General features: G+C 41.0%; 20 protein-coding genes and 1 pseudogene. 17 read left to right on the plus strand and 4 right to left on the minus strand.

Annotation, left to right across the window (positions count from 1 at the left end; translation table 11 throughout):
* Positions 1 to 114 precede the first annotated feature (114 nt).
* A complete protein-coding gene (locus JOC74_RS13885) occupies positions 115 to 1,125 on the minus strand; it encodes an NADP-dependent oxidoreductase (protein WP_053605278.1) in 1,011 nt (336 codons plus the stop codon).
* 118 nt (positions 1,126 to 1,243) lie between these two features.
* On the opposite strand from JOC74_RS13885, the gene JOC74_RS13890 reads away from it, so the two are divergent.
* The 4 genes from JOC74_RS13890 to JOC74_RS13905 all read left to right on the plus strand — a co-directional run bounded on the left by JOC74_RS13890 (position 1,244) and on the right by JOC74_RS13905 (position 5,072).
* The gene (locus JOC74_RS13890) at positions 1,244 to 1,825 is read left to right on the plus strand and encodes a TetR/AcrR family transcriptional regulator (protein ID WP_053605279.1); all 582 of its coding nucleotides are present in this window, start codon (positions 1,244 to 1,246) and stop codon (positions 1,823 to 1,825) included.
* A gap of 14 nt (positions 1,826 to 1,839) precedes the next feature.
* Entirely contained in the window at positions 1,840 to 2,121 is a 282-nt protein-coding gene (locus JOC74_RS13895) for a TetR/AcrR family transcriptional regulator (protein ID WP_053605280.1), read from the plus strand.
* A gap of 419 nt (positions 2,122 to 2,540) precedes the next feature.
* Positions 2,541 to 3,032 (plus strand): DoxX family protein, encoded by a 492-nt coding sequence (locus JOC74_RS13900; protein WP_053605281.1) that lies wholly within the window; start codon positions 2,541 to 2,543, stop codon positions 3,030 to 3,032.
* 651 nt (positions 3,033 to 3,683) lie between these two features.
* A complete protein-coding gene (locus JOC74_RS13905; RefSeq protein ID WP_053605282.1) occupies positions 3,684 to 5,072 on the plus strand; it encodes an amino acid permease in 1,389 nt (462 codons plus the stop codon).
* Between the two features lie 100 nt (positions 5,073 to 5,172).
* On the opposite strand, the gene JOC74_RS13910 is transcribed toward JOC74_RS13905, so the two are convergent.
* Together JOC74_RS13910 and JOC74_RS13915 are read right to left on the minus strand one after the other, a co-directional pair.
* Positions 5,173 to 5,952, minus strand: a complete 780-nt coding sequence (locus tag JOC74_RS13910; RefSeq protein ID WP_053605283.1) for a cyclase family protein — start codon at positions 5,950 to 5,952, stop codon at positions 5,173 to 5,175.
* Between the two features lie 413 nt (positions 5,953 to 6,365).
* Complete coding sequence (locus tag JOC74_RS13915; RefSeq protein ID WP_211086188.1) at positions 6,366 to 6,752, minus strand: MarR family winged helix-turn-helix transcriptional regulator; 387 nt, start codon at positions 6,750 to 6,752, stop codon at positions 6,366 to 6,368.
* Between the two features lie 167 nt (positions 6,753 to 6,919).
* On the opposite strand from JOC74_RS13915, the gene nirB reads away from it, so the two are divergent.
* From nirB to JOC74_RS13935, 4 genes are all read left to right on the plus strand, one after another.
* The gene (gene nirB, locus JOC74_RS13920) at positions 6,920 to 9,331 is read left to right on the plus strand and encodes a nitrite reductase large subunit NirB (protein WP_053605285.1); all 2,412 of its coding nucleotides are present in this window, start codon (positions 6,920 to 6,922) and stop codon (positions 9,329 to 9,331) included.
* 11 nt (positions 9,332 to 9,342) lie between these two features.
* Positions 9,343 to 9,660 carry a nitrite reductase small subunit NirD gene (gene nirD / locus JOC74_RS13925; RefSeq protein WP_053605286.1) on the plus strand — a complete coding sequence of 106 codons (318 nt, stop codon included), beginning with the start codon at positions 9,343 to 9,345 and terminating at the stop codon, positions 9,658 to 9,660.
* Between the two features lie 34 nt (positions 9,661 to 9,694).
* Positions 9,695 to 10,477, plus strand: coding sequence for a uroporphyrinogen-III C-methyltransferase (cobA, locus tag JOC74_RS13930; RefSeq protein ID WP_053605287.1), 783 nt, complete (start codon positions 9,695 to 9,697; stop codon positions 10,475 to 10,477).
* 481 nt (positions 10,478 to 10,958) lie between these two features.
* The gene (locus JOC74_RS13935; protein ID WP_053605289.1) at positions 10,959 to 11,777 is read left to right on the plus strand and encodes a formate/nitrite transporter family protein; all 819 of its coding nucleotides are present in this window, start codon (positions 10,959 to 10,961) and stop codon (positions 11,775 to 11,777) included.
* Positions 11,778 to 12,391: 614 nt separating this feature from the next.
* Here JOC74_RS13935 and JOC74_RS13940 read toward each other — a convergent pair.
* Positions 12,392 to 13,117 (minus strand): GntR family transcriptional regulator, encoded by a 726-nt coding sequence (locus tag JOC74_RS13940; protein ID WP_053605290.1) that lies wholly within the window; start codon positions 13,115 to 13,117, stop codon positions 12,392 to 12,394.
* Positions 13,118 to 13,525: 408 nt separating this feature from the next.
* Here JOC74_RS13940 and JOC74_RS13945 point away from each other — a divergent pair, with 408 nt between their 5' ends.
* The 9 genes and pseudogenes from JOC74_RS13945 to JOC74_RS24435 all read left to right on the plus strand — a co-directional run bounded on the left by JOC74_RS13945 (position 13,526) and on the right by JOC74_RS24435 (position 22,990).
* Entirely contained in the window at positions 13,526 to 14,815 is a 1,290-nt protein-coding gene (locus JOC74_RS13945; protein WP_053605291.1) for an aminotransferase class V-fold PLP-dependent enzyme, read from the plus strand.
* 55 nt (positions 14,816 to 14,870) lie between these two features.
* Positions 14,871 to 16,121: a dicarboxylate/amino acid:cation symporter gene (locus JOC74_RS13950; protein WP_082364204.1), complete on the plus strand. Its 1,251-nt coding sequence runs from the start codon at positions 14,871 to 14,873 to the stop codon at positions 16,119 to 16,121.
* Between the two features lie 691 nt (positions 16,122 to 16,812).
* Positions 16,813 to 17,301, plus strand: coding sequence for an MFS transporter (locus tag JOC74_RS23960; protein ID WP_280882403.1), 489 nt, complete (start codon positions 16,813 to 16,815; stop codon positions 17,299 to 17,301).
* Positions 17,282 to 17,995: an MFS transporter gene (locus tag JOC74_RS23965; RefSeq protein WP_280882405.1), complete on the plus strand. Its 714-nt coding sequence runs from the start codon at positions 17,282 to 17,284 to the stop codon at positions 17,993 to 17,995. The genes JOC74_RS23960 and JOC74_RS23965 overlap by 20 nt, the downstream gene beginning before the upstream one ends.
* 115 nt (positions 17,996 to 18,110) lie before the next feature.
* On the plus strand, positions 18,111 to 19,562 hold the full coding sequence (locus JOC74_RS13960) for an Msr family ABC-F type ribosomal protection protein (protein ID WP_053605292.1): 1,452 nt from the start codon (positions 18,111 to 18,113) through the stop codon (positions 19,560 to 19,562).
* 244 nt (positions 19,563 to 19,806) lie between these two features.
* Positions 19,807 to 20,131, plus strand: a pseudogene (locus JOC74_RS13965) (P-II family nitrogen regulator).
* Between the two features lie 5 nt (positions 20,132 to 20,136).
* A complete protein-coding gene (locus JOC74_RS13970) occupies positions 20,137 to 21,441 on the plus strand; it encodes an ammonium transporter (RefSeq protein ID WP_053605294.1) in 1,305 nt (434 codons plus the stop codon).
* 306 nt (positions 21,442 to 21,747) lie between these two features.
* The gene (locus JOC74_RS13975; protein ID WP_225970277.1) at positions 21,748 to 22,287 is read left to right on the plus strand and encodes a hypothetical protein; all 540 of its coding nucleotides are present in this window, start codon (positions 21,748 to 21,750) and stop codon (positions 22,285 to 22,287) included.
* 118 nt (positions 22,288 to 22,405) lie between these two features.
* The gene (locus JOC74_RS24435) at positions 22,406 to 22,990 is read left to right on the plus strand and encodes a DUF3885 domain-containing protein (RefSeq protein ID WP_446680341.1); all 585 of its coding nucleotides are present in this window, start codon (positions 22,406 to 22,408) and stop codon (positions 22,988 to 22,990) included.
* The last annotated feature ends 11 nt before the right edge of the window (positions 22,991 to 23,001 follow it).

Consider the following 23,001-nt stretch of genomic DNA (forward strand, 5'->3'; position numbering starts at 1 on the left):
TTAAATTGGAAAACTTCTTCAAAGCTCATTCGCGGTACTCGCTCGTCGGCTCGTGGAACGTCGAAACTTTGCGACGTTCCACGAGGAGTGCGATGATCATTCGATCTGTCGTCCTCACGCGACCGTGAGCACGATCTTGCCTTGGATGTGCCCACGGGCGGCTCGTTCGTGCGCCTTGCGAGCATCGGCAAGTGGAAACGTGCTGTCGATGGCGACGCGAACCATCCCGGCATCGAGCAAGCGCCCGAATTCCGCCAGCTGCGGGCCGTTCGAGCGCACTTGGGTCATCGAGACCGTAACGCCTAGCTTCGCGGCCTCCTCGGCGTCGGAGAAGCCTAAGAACACCGGGAACAAAGCGCTGCCACGCTTGAGCGTACGCAAGAAACGACCGGTGGTGGGACCACCGAGGGTATCGAGGACGAGATCAACGTCATGCGCGACGTCCTCGGGAGGGCTCTTGGTGTAGTCGATGAATTCGTCGGCACCGAGCTCGCGCAGGAACGACTCATGCGTGCCCGATGCCACCGCGATGACGTGCGCACCCTTCCATTTAGCCAGCTGCACCGCGAAGTGCCCCACGCCGCCCGCGGCACCATTGACGAGCACCGTCTTGCCGTTGAGCGGCACCGGACGATGCATCTCCGGTTGAAGCGGGTTCGGTTCATTGTGCCCCAGCTCGATCAGGAACTGCCACGCGGTGAGGCCTGCCATCGGCGCCCCTGCGGCGTGCACGTGATCGATGCCAGCCGGCTTGAGTGCAAGGTCAGACGCTGGCGCGGCGACGTACTCGGCATAAGCAGCGCTCTCCCCAAAGCTAGGAAAGCGAACCATGCCGAAAACTTCATCGCCGACGGAGAATCCCTGCACATCCGTGGCTACCGCCTCGACGACGCCCGACACGTCCGACCCCAGAATGACGGGAAAGGGCACCGGCGGCCGCCACTCAGGAGGAAGCATCTTATACCCGTCGCGCAGGTACCAGTCGGGGGGATTGATGCCAACCGCGTGAACGCGGACAAGCACTTCACCCGGCTTCAGCTCGGGAAGCGGCGCCTCCTCATAACGCAGTACCTCAGGGCCGCCGAATTCGTGCAGCCGAATCGTCTTCATCGTGTCTGTAGACATCGCTTTTCTCCTTTCACGCAGATGTGTTATCCTTACTAGAGCAGTGCTCCACATAAACAGATCACTGCTCCGTTTATAATTATACGGAGCGCCGCTCCGATTGTCAAGGAGGAGGCACATGAGAGCCGATGCGAAGAAAAACTATGAGAACATACTTGAAGTCGCGAGCGTCGTTGTAGCCAAGCATGGCGCCGATGCATCGCTGCGCGACATCGCTCGCAGAGCTGGCGTCGGGCTCGGCACATTGTATCGTCATTTCCCGACGAGAGAGGCGCTGCTCGAAGCTTTGCTCCGCGCAGGCTTCGACGAGCTGACGGCAAAGGCACGTGAGCTCGAAACTGCGAGTTCACCCGATGATGCACTCGTGTCGTGGCTACGCGACGTCATTGCATGCGCGGGCAACTATCAAGGTGTTGTGGCGGCGATGATGGCAGCCATGGAGGACACGAAGTCCGCACTCCACGCTTCGTGCGTCACGATGCGCACGGCAGGCACGCGGCTTCTCACTCGCGCTCAGGCCGAGGGTCTAGCGCGTACCGACATGGATGGTGATGACCTGTTCTCGCTAGCTGCTGCGCTCGCGTGGCTCGGCGACCAGCCCTCGTCCGCGCCACGAGCTGAGCATCTCTTCAGTATTATCGCGAGCGCGATCTTGACGAATCGGGCGAGCAGCGATTTCAGGGCGCAGCCGCCACTCTAAAGCAGGTCGCACGCGTGGCGGAGGTCGGCATCGGCACTCTCTACCGTCACTTCCCGACGCGCGACGCACTGATCGAGGCGGTGTACCGACAGGAGACCGATACGCTGATTGATGCGGCCGCACAACTGATGATGGAGCGGGAGCCGGTGGCGGCGCTCCGCGAATGGCTGCTGCTATTCGTGGATTTTCTTGACACCAAGAAGGGCATGGCGGAGGCACTTAGTACGTTGATCCGCGGCCCAGATCCCTCTACAGCGGAACTCCGGCCCGCCTCGCCGCTCCTATCGCGGCTCTGATCGACCGTGCAGTCAAAACGGGCCCCAAAATTGCATTAGTAACTTACAGGTTTATCTTACCGTTTTATCCGCAATAATAACGCTTTCATTACTTTTTTTAATAGTACTTTCACGAATTCCTCAGGTCTCCAACGTTATGGGTGGGCAGCGGATCGGACTTGCCGTTCATGATAGTGTTTAGTACCTAAACGCTATTAGCGAAACCGATCCCATACAGTAAGTTCGATTATGTATATGTCTTGCAATAATTCGTAAATTTTCGCCGCAGGACATGCAGACTCGACCACTGAGAGTTCCGATGGAGTATCTCTTAAATCTCTTTGTTATTAATAATGCTCTAGTGAAAGTTTTGAAGATTAGGTTCTGTAAACTGCAGGCAAAAAGATTCAATAAAATTTCGAATGATAGGAGGTATTTCGATGGCACCGCTTATCGTGCTTGTCGTTGTCACGCTGGCGCTCCTCGGCGCAGGAGCAATGGGGGTGAGCCGTCTGCGGCAATGGCCGGTTGCTCTTCGAGGCGGATTAGCTGCTATGTTTGTGCTGACCGGCGTGATTCACTTCGTCGGGATGCGTGAGGAACTCATCAGTATGGTTCCGCCAACCTTGCCAAACCCCGGCTTGATCGTTACCATCACAGGTCTGCTGGAGTTGGCCGGCGCTGTAGGATTGCTGTTGCGGCCGACTGTCTCATGGGCAGCCGGCGGGCTTACTGTCCTGCTTGTTGTGATGTTCCCGGCCAATATCTACATACCCCTCGAAGGACTCACAACTAATCCGGCAGATGCTCTGGTTCCTCGCATCCTGATGCTGCTTGTCTTCCTGACAGCGACCATTGCAATCTTGGCAACCCACAAGCGACCTCGGTCTAAAACGAAGTCACCGGTTGTAACGGATAACTCACTAAACTGACTGCAGGATTCCTGGTGTAGATTTTGGAAAGAAATTTTGTCTTGCTAGTTTGAGTTGCTAAATGATACGATTGCTTAGTAAATTTTGATGGGTAAAACGTTAGAGAGAAGCCGGTTGAAAGTAAATTAATTGAATATTTGTATTTCCCTATATCATTCTTCGTCCCTCTGTGAAAAAGTTTTGCCTATTGAAGGTGAAATAAAATGAGAACATTACATTTGGGTAGTTTTTTAATTCAATAATATTCGGGATCGGATACAGGTGAGAATTCGGTCTTTTTTTTATGGAAATCATTATTCTCTTTTGCCAATAGGGTGAAGCTAAGAGGTGAAGGGTTTGGGGAAATCGGAGGAAGTAGTTTTTTGTTTTTATATATTAATTCATATACATTTATTTCTGTGTGTTTCCTGAAAAGAATATCCTTCAGGGTGTTTATTATTAATAAATAGGTGTTTGGAGATAATAATGAAAGCAAGAACCTTTCTAATAGATAGAAATGCTTAATAAAGATGTGAAGAATGTTTTTAGGAGTAAACTTTTAAGGTAAATTGAAAAAAGTAACGCCTGCTTCTTCATTTCGAGACCGAACCTGAGAGCGTATTGCAGTATGCTTGAATTTGGTCTGTTAAACGTGTAAGAGGAGGAAATGAAGTGGGAAATCAAGAACTGAAAAGAGGACTGGAAGCACGTCATATTCAGATGATTGCATTAGGTGGTACGATTGGTGTCGGATTATTTATGGGTTCGGCCAGCACAATCGGGTGGACGGGTCCGTCTGTCCTGCTTGCTTATGCGATCTGCGGAATATTTATATTCTTCATAATGCGCGCAATGGGAGAAATGTTATATGTAGAGCCAAGTACAGGTTCGTTTGCGACCTTTGGTCATAAGTACATACATCCATTAGCAGGTTATATGACTGCGTGGAGTAACTGGTTCCAGTGGGTTATCGTTGGAATGGCTGAAATAATTGCAGTTGGAACATATATGAAGTACTGGTTCCCAGATATGCCTGCTTGGATACCAAGTATCATTGCAATGGTTATTCTTGGAGCAGCGAACTTAATTTCCGTTAAATCATTTGGTGAATTTGAATTTTGGTTCGCGATGATTAAAATCGTTACGATTGTATTAATGATAATTGCTGGGATTGGCCTTATTTTCTTCGGATTTGGAAACGAAGGCGGCGCAATCGGTTTATCAAACCTTTGGTCACATGGCGGCTTCTTTACAGGCGGCTGGTCAGGATTTTTCTTTGCTCTATCTCTTGTTATTGCAGCCTATCAAGGGGTTGAACTAATTGGGATTACAGCCGGCGAAGCAAAAGAGCCTCAAAAAACATTAACAAGCGCGATTCAAAGTATTATTTGGCGTATTTTAATCTTTTATATAGGTGCTATTTTTGTTATTGTCACAGTTTATCCTTGGAACCAGCTTGATTCACTTGGCAGTCCGTTTGTTTCGACCTTTGCAAAAGTAGGAATTACAGCAGCCGCCGGTATTATTAATTTTGTCGTCATTACAGCAGCAATGTCCGGCTGCAATAGCGGTATCTTCAGTGCAACGCGTATGCTTTATACATTGGGAGTGAATGGACAAGCGCCTAAATTTTTTAAGAAAATCTCCGGTAATGGTGTCCCGTTATTTGGTACGATTGCTGTTCTTATTGGTTTAGCAATCGGCGTTGTTTTAAGTTATATTTCGCCGCCGAATATATTTGTGTACGTGTACAGTGCAAGTGTGCTGCCGGGAATGATGCCTTGGTTTGTCATCCTTATTAGTCAAATTCGGTTCAGAAAAGTAAAAGGAGCCGAAATGGCAAAACATCCATTCAAAATGCCTTTTGCGCCTTTTACCAACTATTTGACGATTGCCTTTTTAATTATGGTATTAATCGGTATGTGGTTTAATGAGGACACACGTATATCGCTTGTTGTAGGAGTTGTGTTCCTAGCTCTCGTTGTCATTAGCTACTATGCTTTTGGAATAGGCAAGCGTGTTCCAGTAGAAACTCAAATAGATGATGAGCAGAGTAAGTAATATCCAGCTTTTTAAAACACATAAGAATGTTTTTTCTATTAATTATGTTTTACAACAAGCGTGCGAAACTACGGTTTCGCACGCTTTAGTTAAAAATAAATTAAAAGAATTGAACTGCGACAGGACGCGCCCAACCAGCGGATGCCTTATCAATTTTAACTGGGAAAGCAAAGACATAAAAACCAGTAGCAGGCAATTGCTCAAGATTAGCGAGCTTTTCAATTTGACAATAAGGAATTTTACTTCCAGCAAAGTGTCCTTCCCAAATGATGGAGGGATCTTTTTTATTCTCGTAGCGCTTGGCGGTATGATTAAATGGTGCGTCCCAGCTCCAAGCGTCTGTTCCAACCAGTCGCACACCATGCTCAGTTAAATACAGCGTTGCTTCGCGACCCATTCCACAACCACTTTCTAAGAAATCTTTTTCCCCATATTTTGCACCAGCAGATGTATTCACAAGCACAATGTCACCAGGGATCAATTTATGGTTAATGCGGCTAAGTTCTTCTCTAATTTCTTTCGCAGAGATGACATGTCCATCTTCAAAATGTCTAAAATCTAATTTAACACCAGGGCCATGAAACCAATCAAGAGGAACCTCATCTATAGTCAACATTGGCTTGCCATCATCTGAAACAGAACGATAGTGATAAGGTGCATCAATATGAGTTCCAGCATGCGTCGTCATATTAACTTTTTCTACTGCCCAACCTTCATTACCAGGAAGATCATTGGAAGAAAGTCCAGGAAAGCTTTCTATAAGTTGTTCAGCTCCTTGTTTATGATCGAAATAGTCAATTTTGGGTAGGGCACCTGGTGGGTCAGATGGAATACCGGCTTTTAAAGGTACTGACAGATCTACAATTTGACGAATATTCATAAAATTTTCTCCTTTGCTACATAATAGGATATTTTATGGGACATCTAAAGTTTAATTAAGATCCGAACCATGAACAAGTTGCATTTGGTATATAAATATAATAAATGCCGCCTTTTAAAAAAGACGGTCATCCAGTGCTGTATTATTTAAAAAGTTTCCCTTATTACTATTTAAGTCGGGAGAAAAAAAGCAGAGAGTGTTCAGCTATTCATCTTACTAATTAAATTATTAGTAAGATAGAATGCATTGCATATGTACGCATGAAATTCTTGGTATCGGGAAGAGATGGCCCACGCCAAAAACGCTTCTAAAAAGCAAGAAAAGGATAAGATCAAGCGGGAAAAAGGAGAAGGAGGAATTTATTGATTTATGAAATTGGAAGCGGAAGTCCTCGTTTTAATAAAAAAGTCAGCCTATTCCTTAAAAAAACGAGTGCGCTTAATTTCTTCCAAATGGATCCCGGATAGAGTTTGCAGTATTTCAAGACCCTGATCGGTTACTTCGATCAATACACTCCGGCCATCCTCCGGATTTGGCCTCCGTTTTACTAGGCCAAGCTGTTCGCATCGATCAATTAGACCTACACAGGCGTGGTGAGTAATTTGCAAACGTTCCGCTAATTCACGGGGTGTGACATAATCCCGTCCGGGAAATCCTTTAACGGCCAATAACAGCTGATGTTGTTTGGGAGTGAGACCATGACTTCGTGCAGCAGCTTCACTAAAGTGAAGAAATTTTCTTATTTGATATCTAAATTCCGCTAAGTATTCATAAACGTCCTTTGACAAGGGTGCTTTCACAAAAGTCATACCTTCCTATTAAACATGATGCTTCTATCTTATCATAACCATAAAATACTAGTAAACTGCGATAATATTCCATGTTAGAAAACCTGACACGTTTATAGAGGTATTCTTGACTTCTATATAAAATAGAACAGAACTAAAAGTGTCAGGAGGAGAGAATCGTGAGTAAAAGAAAACTAGTGTTAGTCGGGAATGGAATGGCAGGGGTCAACTGCATTGAGCATATATTGAAGATTTCAGATGAATCATTCGATATTACTATTTTTGGAACTGAGCCCCACCCAAACTATAATCGGATTCAACTCTCTTATGTACTTGGAGGAGACTCGAAATTTGAGGATATCATCATTAATAACTGGGATTGGTATAAGGACAACAACATTCAGCTGCATACCGGCCAAACGGTAACGAAGATTGATACTGAAAATCAATGTGTTTATACCGATGGAGGCATCGAGCAGAAGTACGATGATTTGATTTTGGCTACCGGTTCAAACCCTTTTATGCTTCCTTTGCCAGGTGTTAATTTACCTGGAGTTATATCGTACCGAGATATAAAAGATTGCGAGATGATGGTAGAAGCTTCTAAAAAATATAAGAAGGCAGCTGTCATCGGAGGCGGCTTATTGGGATTGGAAGCGGCTCGCGGCCTATTGAATCTTTCAATGGACGTCACGGTCATCCACGTTTTTGATACGTTAATGGAACGCCAGCTCGATCCAACTGCTAGTAAATTACTTCAGGCTGAGTTGGAAGATCAGGGCATGAAGTTCTTGATGAGTAAGCAAACCGAGGAGTTATACGGTGCCGATCGTGTGGAAGGACTTCGTTTTAAAGATGGAAGCGAGTTGGATGTAGACTTGGTGGTTATGGCTGTGGGGATCCGCCCGAATGTCGCTTTGGCTAAAGAGCATGGCGTTGAAGTGAACCGCGGGATCGTCGTCAATGACTATCTAGAAACCAATGTTAAGAATGTTTACTCGGTTGGAGAGTGTGCGGAGCATCGCGGTACAGTATATGGCTTGGTCGCCCCGCTGTATGAACAAGGTGCAGTGCTTGCCAAACGTATTAGCGGAGTGGAAACGAATCCGTACGAAGGATCGGTCTTATCTACGAAATTGAAAGTGTCAGGCGTCGACGTATTCTCAGCTGGCGAATTTGTCGATCAAGAAGATACGCGGGCTTATCGTTATCAAGATGATTTCAGCGGAGTCTATAAAAAGGTTCTCGTCAGGGACGATAAGGTGATCGGTGCGGTGCTCTTTGGAGATACAAGCGACGGATCACGTTTGTTCCAGATGATTCGAAATGGAGCAGATGCTGCAGAATTGAAGCCTTTGCTTAGCAGAGAAAGCGACGGCGAGAAGAGCGGTTCTTCCAATTTAGTAGCTGACATGGCGAACGATGAATTGATCTGCGGCTGTAACGGTGTGACCAAAGGAACTATTGTCCAAGCGATCGAAGAGCAGGGATTGGATTCTGTAGAAGCAATTAAGGGTTGTACAGGAGCTTCCCGATCCTGCGGAGGATGTAAGCCGTTGGTTCAGGAGTTGCTGCAGTGCACGCTGGGAGATAGTTTTGAAGCGGACGAAAAAGAACCAATCTGTTCCTGCACCACGTTAAGTCGAGATGAAGTCGTGGAGGCAATTCGTTCGATAAATCTGACCACTAGTAAAGAGGTTATGAATGTTCTGGAATGGAAAAACGAAGGTGGATGCTCGAAATGTCGTCCAGCTCTGAATTACTACTTGGGTATGGTTTGGCCGGAAGATCATGAGGATGAGCGCCATTCTCGGTTTGTCAATGAGCGGCTTCATGCCAACATCCAAAATGACGGAACGTATTCCGTTGTTCCACGGATCTATGGAGGAGTTACTAATCCTGAACAACTGCGGAAAATTGCCGATGCTGCCGATAAGTATCGTGTTCCGATGGTAAAAATTACAGGAGGTCAGCGAATCGACTTATTAGGCGTGAAGAAAGAGGATCTTCCTAATATGTGGGCCGATTTAGATATGCCTTCTGGTCATGCTTACGCGAAAGCCTTACGTACGGTAAAGACTTGTGTCGGAGAAAACTTTTGCCGATTTGGCACACAGGATTCGATCCAAATGGGGATTGATATGGAAAAACGTTTCGAACGCCTATGGACTCCTCACAAGGTAAAAATGGCTGTATCAGCTTGCCCGCGTAATTGTGCCGAATCTGGCATCAAGGATATAGGTGTCGTGGGAGTAGATGGCGGCTGGGAGCTTTATGTCGGCGGAAACGGCGGTGTCCATTTGCGTGGCGGTGACCTGTTCGTAAAGGTCAAAACGAAAGAAGAGGTCTTGGAATGGTCTGCGGCATTTATGCAGTATTACCGAGAAACGGCGAAGTATTTGGAAAGAACGTCTCACTGGGTGGAACGTGTCGGCTTAGAAGAGATTAAGAAGGTTCTTGCAGATGCGGATATGCGTCAAGAACTAATTGAGCGGATGGATAAAGCGTTGGCTGTAACCAAAGATCCGTGGAAAGAAGCCATTGAGGAACAAGAAGTACGCAAAATGTTTGATACTGTAAATGTCAAATAGGAGGGGGAAGTCTGATGGGTGTTAAAACACAAGTGAAGGTTGGAGTAGTTAACGACTTCGTAGTAGATGTAGGCAAGGTTGTAGAAGTACAGGGAATTGCTTTGGCGGTTTTTAGACTTTCCAATGGTCGTTTCAAGGCAGTAGAAAACCGCTGTCCTCATAAGGAAGGTCCGCTGGCAGAGGGAATCGTTTCAGGGGAATTTGTATTCTGTCCGCTCCATGATTGGAAAATTGATTTGGAAGGCGGCCAGGTCCAAGCTCCGGATCACGGATGTGTGAAAACGTATAAAGTAGCAGTTGAAGGTGACGACGTTTATATTCTGACATAATATGGTGAAATAAAAAGAAAAGAGGTGCTCGTATATGGGGGAACAAGGCAAAGTTTTTTTTGTAGGGGCTGGACCTGGAGATCCGAAGTTAATCACGGTTAAAGGGATGGAGGTACTTGGCATAGCAGATGTGGTGGTTTATGATCGATTGCTTAGCATGGAGCTTCTGGCATATGCACCAAAAGAGGCGGTGCGAATCGATTGCGGAAAACGAAAGGACCATCACACCATTCCACAAGAGCAAATTAATGACATCTTAGTCGATTACGCTAGGCAGGGAAAGACCGTTGTCCGATTAAAGGGCGGGGATCCGAGCATATTTGGCCGTGTCGGGGAAGAGGCGGAGTATTGCGCTGATCACCACATTCCTTTTGAAATCGTGCCTGGTGTTACATCAGGCATTGCAGCCCCCATATACGCTGGCATTCCTCTAACCCACCGGAATCACGCAGCTTCTGTGACGTTTGTTACCGGACACCGCAGAACGGACAAAGATGCACCGGATATCCCTTGGGAGCATTTGGCTAAGGGTGTCGATACTGTCGTTTTCTACATGGGAATGAGCAATCTGCCCAGAATCCAGGAGCAATTAATGATGTACGGCAGACAGGCCGATACCCCTGTAGCTCTCATTCGATGGGGAACGATGGACAAGCAAGAGGTACTTAGCGGCCAATTGTGGAATATTGCTCAAGAAGCCGAGCAAGTACAATTTAAGTCTCCGGTGATTATTGTGGTGGGAGAAGTGGTGAAATTAAGAGAAAAGCTGGATTGGTTTCAATCAAGCGGCTGTATAAAAGAACTTCAATACTTTTAATTGATTAGCATATAAATAGCGATTTTGTTCTGGGTGATTGTGGAATACTTTCTTTGAAAATAATAGATGTGATTATGAGAATTTTTATTAAAAGCACTGTACGTGTTCTGAAGGACAAAAAAAGCAGGGAAGCCAAGGAAAAGTCCTTCATAGGAGTTCTGAAGGACAAAAAGGAGCAGGAAAGCCAAGGAAAAGTCCTTCATAAGGGTTCTGAAGGACAAAAAGGAGCAGGAAATCCAAGGAAAAGTCCTTCATAAGGGTTCTGAAGGACAAAAAAGAGCAGGAAATCCAAGGAAAAGTCCTTCATAAGGGTTCTGAAGGACAAAAAGGAGCAGGGAAGCCAAGGAAAAGTCCTTCATAAGGAATCTAAAGGACAAAGTGCAACTTAATAACTTAGAAGCTTCTTTTTCTGGTGAATCTCTTTCCTTTGAAGGTAACTTTATTTTTACATCTATACAGCATTATGGATAGGAGTTCGAATATGTATAAGGAAACGCTAGAAACAATGGGGAATTTAGCAGAACAAAAAACAAAGATGATTCTGGAATATCCTATGCGTTATTTATTATCATCCAGTCTTGCAGGTGCCTATGTGGGATTTGGCATTGTCCTTATTTTTATCTTAGGCGGGCAATTTTCGGCTGTGAAGTCTCCGTTCACTACAATGATCATGGGTGTGTCTTTCGCGTTAGCTTTGCTTTTGGTGGTGTTTTCTGGAGCTGAACTATTTACTGGAAATCATATGATTTATACAATCAGCACGTTATCCGGTAAGTCAACCATAATAGATACACTTAGGAATTGGGTATACTGTTATGCTGGAAATGCTTTTGGTGCTCTCGTATTGTGCTTATTAATTATCGGATCAGGAATTTTTTCTAACCTTCCGATGGATCATTTTCTGTATGAAGCTGCCAACAAAAAAATGCACTTATCTACTTCTAATCTATTTTTTCGGGGAATCCTTTGTAACTGGCTGGTATGTTTAGCCATTTGGATGGCGATGAAAACCAAAAGTGAATCGGCTAAAATCATTCTTATTTTTTGGTGCCTATTTGCTTTTGTTTCCTCCGGATATGAACATAGTATCGCGAATATGACCGTGCTTTTATTGGCGTTGCTATTGCCACATCCCGAGACCATTACTTGGGCTGGACTCGTGCATAATCTAATACCGGTAACACTCGGAAATATTGTTGGCGGTGCATTGTTTGTTGGTGCTGCATACTGGTTTATCGGGCAGCCGAAAAGAAATCTGGCAATCAGAAAATCAAAAGGTAAAATTAGCATGGTGAAATAAAATGAGGGAAAGAGTCTTCTTGTGAAAGAGGACTCTTTTTGTTAAAATATGAAATTTTTAAACGATCTTCTGAATCTATAAATTGAATGGGTGAATTGTGATTGAGATTAATACCTTAAAACGTTAACGGAAGTTTCTCTTTTAAAAGCCATACATAATGGAAATCTCCATGGATATCAGCTTGCATACTTAATCCCACATATGTTAGTTCATCGTCGCCATATGCTTTATCAGAGCCTGTAACTTGATAATTCTATGTTGTATCAATTCCTTTTAACTTTAAAACATTAAAGGAGTAGCAGGTTCAGCTAATACAAATGTATTCTTGTATTGCGGATATTCTTGAGGCAATGTATCTAATGAGAAAGTTCGAACCTCCGTATACGGATTTCCGGAAAATTCTCGCTCTAATAATTGAATAGGAATTAGAATGATTGTATTCTTGAATTTTTCTTACCCGGTATAAATCCCATCCCCATTCATTAGGCTGCAAGCAATTATCCTTCGCTTTAATTCATATTTTTTTAAATGATATACGAGAATAAACAAGGCTTATCTACTAAAGTATTAATAACTAAACGCCGTTTATGACATGGTATATCATCTATGATGAATTATTGTTTGTTGAATTGAATTCTATATTTCCATTTCTGACTTTGGAAAAAGTTTACAGTTACATCAATAGGTTTTAATAAACTGTCGAAAGAAACTCTAGTACTATTTAATACAGGTATACCTGCCTCAATCTTTAAGGTTTCAGCCACATCTTTATTTGCTGATACTGCTTCAATCTCTTCTTTTATCGATGTGAATTCAATGTTCTGTTCCTCATTCAATAACTGGTCTATAGAAATAAATGTAGAATCCTTTTTAAATATCTCTAGTGGAAGCTCTGGGGTTAAAAAATGTTCTAAATAAATAATAGGTTCTCCATTAAAAAAACGTACCCTTTTTAAGTGGATAATTTCCTCGTCGCTATTTATCTCAAGAAGATTCGCGTAATAAGGGGACTGGATTTTATTTACTTCAATGGTTCTTGCTGAAATCTTTTTCCACTCTTCTTTATATAATTCTTTAAATCCAGTCATAGTGGTCCATTGACCGATGGGCTTATAGTTTGCTACAAAGGACCCTTTTCCTTGATAACGGTAAATGAATCCATCCATTTCAAGCTGTTTTAATGCCTGCCTAACAGGAGTACGACTAGCTTTAAATAACTTTTCCATTTCCGATTCTGAAGGCAATATATCTCCGACTTTATAGAATTGATTTTCAATTTTATCAACTATCTCATCATAAATGATTTTATGAAGAGGTTTTTTACTCATTATTTCACGCATAAAAGGTCTCTCACTTTCGTTTAATGTAAGATATATATGATAATTTTGAATGAAAAAATCAAATTGTATTGCTGTGATATATTAATGTAAGTATAGCATATACCTAATAATACAATGGAACGCTGAATTTAGCTTAAATTAATAAAACTTATAATTGATGCAATTGTAATACTAATTATAATAAGCTTATGAAGGTGTAACTATATAAAGAGGTTCATAGTTAGATATTCTAACAGTAACTATGACACCACTTGTAATACTAAGTATAATAAGTTCATCAACTAATAAGATCAAATATTTATTTTAAGGATGTGATTCAACTGAATTTTAATTGAAATTGTGAAAGTATGACTGATATTTTCTGATTAGTTTTAAAATTCAATCGAAAATATGCTACAGGAGGTTTTTATGGAAAGGTTAGATACGGGATTTTTGTTTAGTAATGAAATTCTAAACGAAGTTAGAAAGAAGTTTAATTATATTGAAGAAGACCCTATACAGCAAAAAAAGAGAATATTTTTTGATAACGCAGGGGGATCTTTTCGATTAAAGAGAGCGACAGAGATTTTTACGAAGCTCGATTCAATTCCTGATTGTCCTGAGAGAGAACATGAAACCGCAAAATATTTAATTGATATTCAAGAAAAGGGAACAAATGATATACGTACTATAATCAATGCTAAAGATGGAAGTATTGCAACGTATCTTACTGCCTCTCAAGCAATATTCGAAATCACAGGGATTATTGCGGAAAATATTGAGGGAACAAACATTGTTACGACAGCATTGGAGCATCCTTCAGCGTTTGACTCAGCGAAGTTTTATGCAGATAAGTTAGGTAAGGAATTTCGTGTTGCCAAGACAAACCCTGTTACAGGTGGGGTAGATGTAGAAGAAATAATGAAACTTATAGACAAGGACACCAGTCTGCTAAGTGTTATTTATGCATCAAATATTTCTGGTGCTATTTTAGACATCGAAACGATTGTTACAGAAGCAAGAAAGATCAATCCAGATTTGTTTATTATTGTGGATGCCGTACAACATGCGCCACATGGTGTGATAGATCTTAAAAAAACACCTGTTGATGCGATGAACTTTGCTCCTTACAAATTTTTTGGTGTCAGAGGTTGTGGAATTTCTTATCTATCTAATAGAGCTGCCCGTCTACCCCATCACAAGCTTACTGGGAAAGAAAAGGGTGAATGGGAACTTGGAAGTCCAGCACCGGCCCATTTTGCTGTCGTAAGCGAAATTGTTGACTACGTGTGTTGGATTGGGTCCCAATTTATTACAAGTCAAGATAGAAGAGATTTGTTTGTTGAAGGAATGAGTAAGATCTCCTTACAAGAAAGGACTTTGCTCGATATCCTGTTAAATGGAACAGCTAACCTTAGAGGATTAAGAGATATAACTGGAGTAACCGTTCATCTTGATTATAAAGATTTATCAAAAAGAGACTTCATTGTCGCAATTAGTTTAGAAGGTTTAGATTATAAAGAAGCTGTCCGCCAATATGAAGAGGAAGGAGTAATCTTATATGCGCGCGTGGCAACAAGTATTTATTCAAAAAGGATACTCGAATCCTTTGGAATGAAAGGTGCGCTAAGAATATCTCCATTACACTGCAATAGTGTTGAAGAAGTGGAGAAATTTTTATCAATAACTAAGAGGATTGTAGAAAAGAACAGAGCCTAGTATAAACAAGGTTATTTCAAGACAAATCAAAATATTATATTTAAGGGAGGCAATCATGAAAAAAATTCCTTTATGGCTTCAAATCGCAATTGCTCTGGTATTAGGCCTAATTTTAGGATCTATAAATAAAACGTTGGGTGCAGAGGCGAAAATTTTAGGGGATGCTTTTATCCACATGATTAAAATGACGATAGTGCCATTAATTTTCCCTTTAATTGTATTAGGTATCGCGCAAATTAAATCGTCGAGAGCACTAGGGCGACTTTCTATTAAAGCTATTATCTATTTTGAAATTGTTACAACTTTAATTATTATTATGTCATTATTACTTGCAAACTTCACGCACATTGGAATGGGAGCAGATCTTTCAGATGGAAATAAAGATGCTCTGGATGGTATTGTTGGAAAAGAAATTGATTTTAGAGAATTTTTACTTCATATAATACCTTCTAATATATTTGTTGCCTTTTCTGAAGGGAATTTATTAGCCATAGTCTATTTTGGTGTTTTCTTTGGACTTGCTCTTCGATCATTAAAGGGGAAGGCGCAGGCAATTGAAGATGTACTTGAAGCTCTTTCTAAAGTAATGTTTAAAGTTTTAGAATATGTTATTAAATTTTCTCCTATTGGCGTTTTTGGTGCTATTGCTTATAGTATGGCTACCTATGGATTTGATAAATTAAGTACCCTGCTTGATTTAATCCTTGTTACATATGCCGGGCTAGCTATTGTTTTGTTGGTTATCTTTCCAATTATAGCCCGCATCTACCGTATTCGTTATTTAGAATTAATTAAAGAGATTAAAGATTTATTATTGATAGCATTTACCACTAGAAGTTCAGAGTCAGTATTTGCTCCTCTTACGGCACGTTTAGAACAATATGGAGCAAAAAATTCAGTCGTCTCATTTATATTACCTCTTGGTTATTCATTTAATCTAGATGGAGGAATGGTGTATATGGCGCCTGCTATCATATTTTTAGCTAATGCTTATGGCATTGATCTCTCAGTAGTAGAACAGATTCACATTGTTCTATTGCTTGTGTTACTTACGAAGGGAGTGGCAGCTGTCCCTTCAGGAGCTATCGTTATCCTAACAAGTGTTTCTGCCATTATAGGTTTACCACTTGAAGGTATTGCTTTACTGATGGCTGTTGATTTTATTATGGATATGGCTAGAACTGCAACTAATGTAGTAGGAAATGCCTTGGCGACAGTAGCTATGGCAAAATCGGAGGGAATGTTTCGTGAAAAACAAACGATAACTTCAACTTCCAATCAAGATGCTGCAACGGGGCAAACGTGAAGATAGCCTTTTTCGCAGAAGGTTTAGCTCAGGATATTCGATTTGATTTTTCTAATTGTTCCTTCAAGAAGCCAGTGATTAACTTATCAAGCTGATTTTGTAATCATAGTGGGGTATCCTCTCTTTCTGGAATCTCGTCAATTCCTAGAGTATCCTGCTTTTCTTCGTTTGAGAAAGCCTTCTTAATCCTAAGCCAACCATATGAACAATTTTTTCTTCCGAAAGCGGTTTTGATTAGCCTCAATTAACGCTGCACATTAGGAGAATAAGTGTTATTGACTTTTCAAAAAGGAACTCTATAAATACTGTGTGTTAAAATCTTAAGGAGGATTATTAAAATATGTATTCAATGAGACTTCGATTCCAATCTTTGAACCAGTAATTTAATACGTTCAAAGACTCTGTTTGTGTATGCAGAGTAAACGGGATTAGTCTGCCCTTTTTTAATAATCTTCATTTCAAATACAAATATGTAAAGTGAAGAAAGGTGGATCATTCTGCCTTTCTTTTTTGTATAATTTTCTTAGCAAAAGAAATATTTACGATTCTGTGAGAAAGAAATTAGGCAGCTTTAAAAAGTTATTGGAGAGATTTTACATGATGATGTTACTTTTCTATTAATACGAGCTTAGCAAGAAAAGCTCGTATCGGTGAAGAATCGATACGTAAATTTAGGAGGTATCGATTACTAATGGAAAATCAAAATTGGAAAAGGATATTTTTTGCGTTATATACAGGGCAGTTCTTTTCATTACTGAGTAGTGCTGCTGTTCAATTTAGTATCATTTGGTGGTTAACAGATACAGCAGGCTCACCACTTTTATTAGCTTTGGCAGGGGTAGCAGGCTTTTTACCACAAGCATTAGTTGGCCCGTTAGCTGGAACAATTATAGATCGTCACTCTCGTAAAATGATAATGATACTTGCAGATATGATTGTTGCATTAGGCAGTTTACTATTATTTACATCGATGTATTTTAGTGAACCCAGTATCGTGTTAGTAATACTCGTGTTAGTCGTTCGTTCACTTGCAACTGCCTTTCATATGCCGGCAATGCAAGCCTCTGTGCCGCTGCTTGCACCTGAAAAGCACCTGACAAAGGTTGCAGGCTGGGGACAGATGATAAGTTCGGTGTCCAATATCAGGACCGGCAGTGGGAATGTCATTACTTGCAGTTAGCTCGCTTGAATGGGTGTTATTGTTCGATGTATTAGGTGCTGTTATTGCTTGTAGCGTTTTACTGTTTATTCACATCCCAAGAGTACCGAGAACGACAGAAGAGGTGTCAGGCAGTTTTATTGGTGAAATGAAAGAAGGATATCGTGTGATTGTGAAACATCGCCTTTTACTGAGGTTAACAATAGTAATGACAGTTGTAGCTGTCCTATACATTCCTATAGGCACTTACTTTCCGCTTATGGTACGTAATCATTTTGCAAAAGGTGTAGTAGAAGCAGGAATTGTTGAGATTGCATTTGCGATTGGATTAATTGTAGGAGCTTCATTGTTAGGTGTATTAGGGGATCGTTTTGATAAAATTAAAACAATGGCAGCCGGGATGATGCTGATAGGCGTTGCATTATTTATTTCTGGTTTGCTATCACCGTCCATTTTCTATGTGTTTGTTGTACTGAGTTGTTTGGTTGGATTATCTGGTCCATTATTTTCAGCTCCATTCTATTCGTATATCCAGTCGGAAATTGAACCTCATTTACTTGGGCGAGTATTTAGTTTTGTTACAAGTTTATCGTTACTTACGGTTGGATTGGGGTTAGCTGGAGTATTTACGGAATTAACGAGTGTTGCCGCACTATTTACTATAACCGGTGTTCTGATTAGTCTAAATGCAGTGATGGCTATGAAGCTTAAGTGAGGAGAGGGGGAAAGAAAGATGCAATTCTTATTATTCTATTAATACGAGCTTGAAATAGAAGCTCGTATCGATCCTAGCTATCGATACGAAATAATAAATTTCGGAGGTAGCGAATATGGAACAAATATGTTTTGAATTAGAAAATGTCGAAGTGACATATTTAGATAAAGAAGTATTAAAGATTGAACGATTAGCTGTACATCAATTTGACCGGATTGGCATCGTCGGGAAAAACGGTGCAGGGAAAAGCACGTTATTAAAGCTGCTTGCTGGTAAAATTCAACCGACAAGTGGAAAAGTTAATTGTTACGTAGAGCAAGGTTATTTTGAGCAGCTTGAAGCTCCTGCAGTTGCAGAAGCTGATGCGGCGTTACTCGGAAGACTGGGAGTTCCGAAAAATTCTGATCAGTTAAGCGGCGGGGAGCAAACAAGGCTGAAGCTTGCACAATTGTTTACGCATTATTACGAGGCGTTACTAATCGATGAGCCGACAACACACTTGGATCAAGGCGGTATTACTTTCTTACTTGATGAATTACGATATTACTACGGAGCACTTGTGTTGATTAGTCATGACCGCGCTGTCCTAGATGAGCTCGTCACAACGATTTGGGAAGTACGTGACGGCAAAATTCAGGTTTATACCGGCAATTACAGCGAATACATGAAACAGAAGCAGCTAGAACGTGATCAACAGAGCCAAGCTCATGAACAATTCATCAAAGAAAAAAGCCGACTTGAAAAAGCAGTACAAGAAAAAATGAAAAAAGCTGAAAAAATCACTCAAGCAGGAAGTATGTCGAAAAAAGAAGCGAATGCAAAACCGTACAAGTCGTTTATGACGAAATCGAAAGGCACGAGCCAAAAAGCCGTACAGCGCGCCGCAAAAGCGATTGAACAGCGAATGGAAAAACTCCAGGAAGTCGAAGCCGTACAGGCGGAAAAGAAAATCATGTTTCGCCAATCAAAAGCATTGGAATTGCATAATAAGTTTCCGGTTATGGCGGACCGATTAACTCTTCAAGTTGAGGATAAAGTGTTATTGGACGAAGTGAGCTTCCAGCTGCTTGGCAAAAAAATAGCGATTTCAGGTGCAAATGGCAGTGGTAAAAGTACATTGCTTCACCATATTGCAAATGGCGAGGCTGGTTTAACCATTTCACCAAAAGCAAAAATCGGTTATTTCCGCCAAATGAGCTATCAATTTTCAAGTGATGAATCGGTACTGCAATTTGTAAAAAATCGCTCAGAATATGATGAAGGATTTCTAAGAAGTGTTTTACATTCGATGCAGTTTGTCGGTACTGATTTGCAAAAAAGTGTAAAGTCATTGAGTGGTGGAGAAGCGATACGCCTCCAACTTTGTCACCTGTTCTTAGGGGAATATAACATTCTATTGTTAGACGAACCTACCAATTTCTTGGATATTCATGCGATTGAAGCATTAGAGCGGTTTATCGCTGCATATGAAGGAACGATTGTATTTGTCTCTCATGATCAAGCGTTCATAAAAAATGTTGCAGACCTGCAGTATCGTATTTTTGCGGAAACATTGAATCAAGTGTGATTGAAGTTGTCTGAATCAATTAAAAGCTAAAGCATACCTAAAGGGAGATTAATAAGAAATAAAAGCGAAGGCCGCCTTTGACAAGGCGGTCTTCTTGCTTGATATAAACTTAAGATAAATGTAAACGCTTTAAAAATATTCGTAATATTTTCAATTTGCTTTTATATTCCATTGACTTACTTTTGCATTGCGTTATATTATATATCGTATAATGTTAGAAATCCTTACAAGGAGTTGCGTTATTATGAAAAAGATTGAAGTGATAATAAGACCCGAAAAGCTCACTGAGACGATTAAAGGGCTAAAAAATATAGGTATTACTGGTTTTACAGTATCTCAGGTAGTCGGACGAGGAAAACAAAAGGATACCCAGGGAGTTTACCGTGAAACTGGAGATTGTCCTTTCGGATCATATGGTCAAGCCAACGATTGATACCATTATTGATTCTGCCCAAACAGAAGAAGCGGGCGACGGTAAAATTTATGTTTATCCGATATTTGAAGCCTATAACATTCGAACAGGCACAAAAGACTTTGATATTGATGACGTAGTTAATCTGGGAGGGTAACTTTTATGGAACTTATCTATTTAAACACCGTATGGATTGTTATCGCTGCGGCAATGGTATTGTTCATGGAGGGTGGCTTTAGTTTACTGGAGGCTGGTTTTGTTCGAACGAAAAATGCAGTCAATGTAACTATGAAAATATTTGTCGATTTGACAGTGGGAGTCTTAGCATTTTGGTTAGTTGGATTTGGAATTATGTATGGGCAAGATGCTTTTGGATTGATTGGTACGACTTTATTTGGAAGTCCGGAAAAGATTGCTCTTTCGATTGAATTACCAAGTGCTGCTTATGTATTGTTTCAAATCGGATTTGCAGTAGCTTGTATTTCTATTGTGTCAGGTGCCGTTGCTGAACGTATGAATTTTAAAGCTTATGTATTAACAGCAGCACTTATTTGTCTCATCATTTATCCTCTATCAGGTCATTGGATCTGGAACAGTGATGGTTGGTTAGCGCAATTAGGAATGAAGGATTTTGCTGGTTCGGCTACGATTCATGCGGTAGGTGGATTTATTGCTTTTGCAATGGCAAAACTGCTGGGACCGAGAAATGGAAGATTTAATTCAGATGGCAGTGCCAATGTATTTGCACCCAGCAACATTCCATTAGCTTCTGCAGGAGCGTTTATTTTATGGTTCGGCTGGTTTGCCTTTAATGCAGGAAGCACATTAGATGCTTCTAACACTAGTCTTGCATCGATTGCCCTGAACACAATGCTGGCAGGAGCAAGTGGAGGAACGGCTGCCCTGTTTATGACGTTGAAGAAATTCGGGAAAGCTGATCCGAGTATGACCATTAATGGCGTGTTAGCAGGCTTGGTGGCGATAACTGCCGGATGTGCTTTCGTCTCTCATTTGAGTGCGATTGTCATCGGTGCAATCGGCGGTCTAATTGTGATCTTTGCGACTTTATTAGTAGATCAGCTCAAAGTGGATGATCCAGTGGGAGCAGTCGCTGTACATGGATTTACTGGCGTATTCGGAACCATTGCAGTTGGATTGTTCGATACATCTGAAGGTCTTTTCATGACGGGGAATGCTTCTCTTCTATTAATACAAGTATTAGGTGCAGCCGTAGTAGTTGTTTGGGGTCTTGTCGGCGGTACGATTGTTGCGAAAGTATGTGAAAAGACAGTCGGTTTCCGAGCAAGTGAACGTGAAGAGGAAGAAGGTCTGGATATGTCATATCATGGAATTCCAGCTTATAATGAATTAGAACGGTTCACAGATTTGCCGTCCAATTTATACGATTTTGAAGAAACAACAGGTATCACGGTTGCTCCTGATGATACGAAAGAAAATGCCGGGTAAGTTAATTTTAAATCTAGTAAAATAACTAATACTAAAATTGAGCTTTAGATTTAAGTTTACGGCGTCTCTACTAAAAGTAGAGACGCTTTTTTGCCGTAGATTGAAACTTGAAGCGTTGGTGTTCGTAGGATATAAAAGAGCATGCGTGGTCGGACGTACGATTACCATAAAATACCTGAAATTAAGGGTGGTTAATATGATAAAAAATAAAAAAATGATATATTTTGCTCTCATTTTTTTATTGCATCTATGGCGTTAAATTTCCCTTTTCCGCACGAAAGTCCTTATGGTGAGGCAGTTGTTGAGGTGCTGAATATACCTGTTCAGACAGATGATGGATTACAATTTGTTGGAGTTGTCTCATTAATACTTTTGATTACGGGTTTATTTTTACTGGCGAAATCATTAGAAAAATATCATGGGCGAATCGTATTGATTGCTATTATTATCTCAATTTTTGCACCGTCGATGATTGCCGGTTCCTATCAAAGAACATTTGCAACAGGCATTTACGCTGTTTCCTATGACCGTGGCCTAAGTAATTGTGGCTTTGATATGATTAATGAAAGAACATTACACGGGGAATGTGAGCTTACTTTTGATAATTACAGTAGAAATGATGTGGGGTTCACTGTTGAATTTTATGAAAATAAAAATGATTATCCAATGGTCTCGCTCTTGAATAACAATGCGCCTTATGAGGTGAAGTTAAAAGCAAATGCGAGAAAACATGTGAAGATCGAATCTAATATAGATGTGTCGAATACAGAAAACCACATTGATAATGGCAGTGCAAGAAACGTGGATATTATTATTAAGTCGGGAGAAAAAAGCAGAAAATTATGAGGGGAATCCTTAACTTGATCTAAATGGAGACATGTACTATGGAATTAAGAGACTATATTAACAATATCTTTCCCGGGCTCGTTTTAAAGCAAGTCTTTATCATCAATGGGATTTAGGTATTCATTTTGAATTCGCTCAGGGTCTCTCCCCATTTAAAAGCGGAACAGACGAACTAAACTCAGACTATTTTAATCAAGTATATCATCAAGCATTGTCACTTTTTCATGATATTTTCTCAGCTGATGATAAAATTCTATTTGTATCAAATATCTATCAGAATAGGAATCATGCAAAAAGAAGTAAAAAGAAAGTCAAAATCTATAACCATTACATAAAAAATAAAAATGTCCTGTTTCGTTTGAAGCAAGAAACTCTTCCCTATATGTTTGATGATGAAGATGATGCTGAGTCGTATTGTACCTGCCAATTTTCTTTAGAATGCCGCAAACAAGATATACGAGATCCTTTGCTGAAAGCAATTTGTAACCAGGATTTCCAGTCATTAAAGCCAAGATTTAATGACTTAAATTATCCAGATGAATTTTTTATTAACGTTACGAAAGGTGTTATCTTTTTTATTTATGATGATAGAGGGTGTGAAGTCATAGCGAATGACATAGAGACGATACGACCGTTATATGAGAAATACACGAATTGGGTTGATGAATATTATCGTGAGGAGATTAATCAACGTTTTAAATAATCTTTCTGCTT

Source organism: Bacillus capparidis (assembly GCF_017832095.1).
GTDB classification, from domain to species: Bacteria; Bacillota; Bacilli; order Bacillales; family Bacillaceae; genus Bacillus; species Bacillus gobiensis.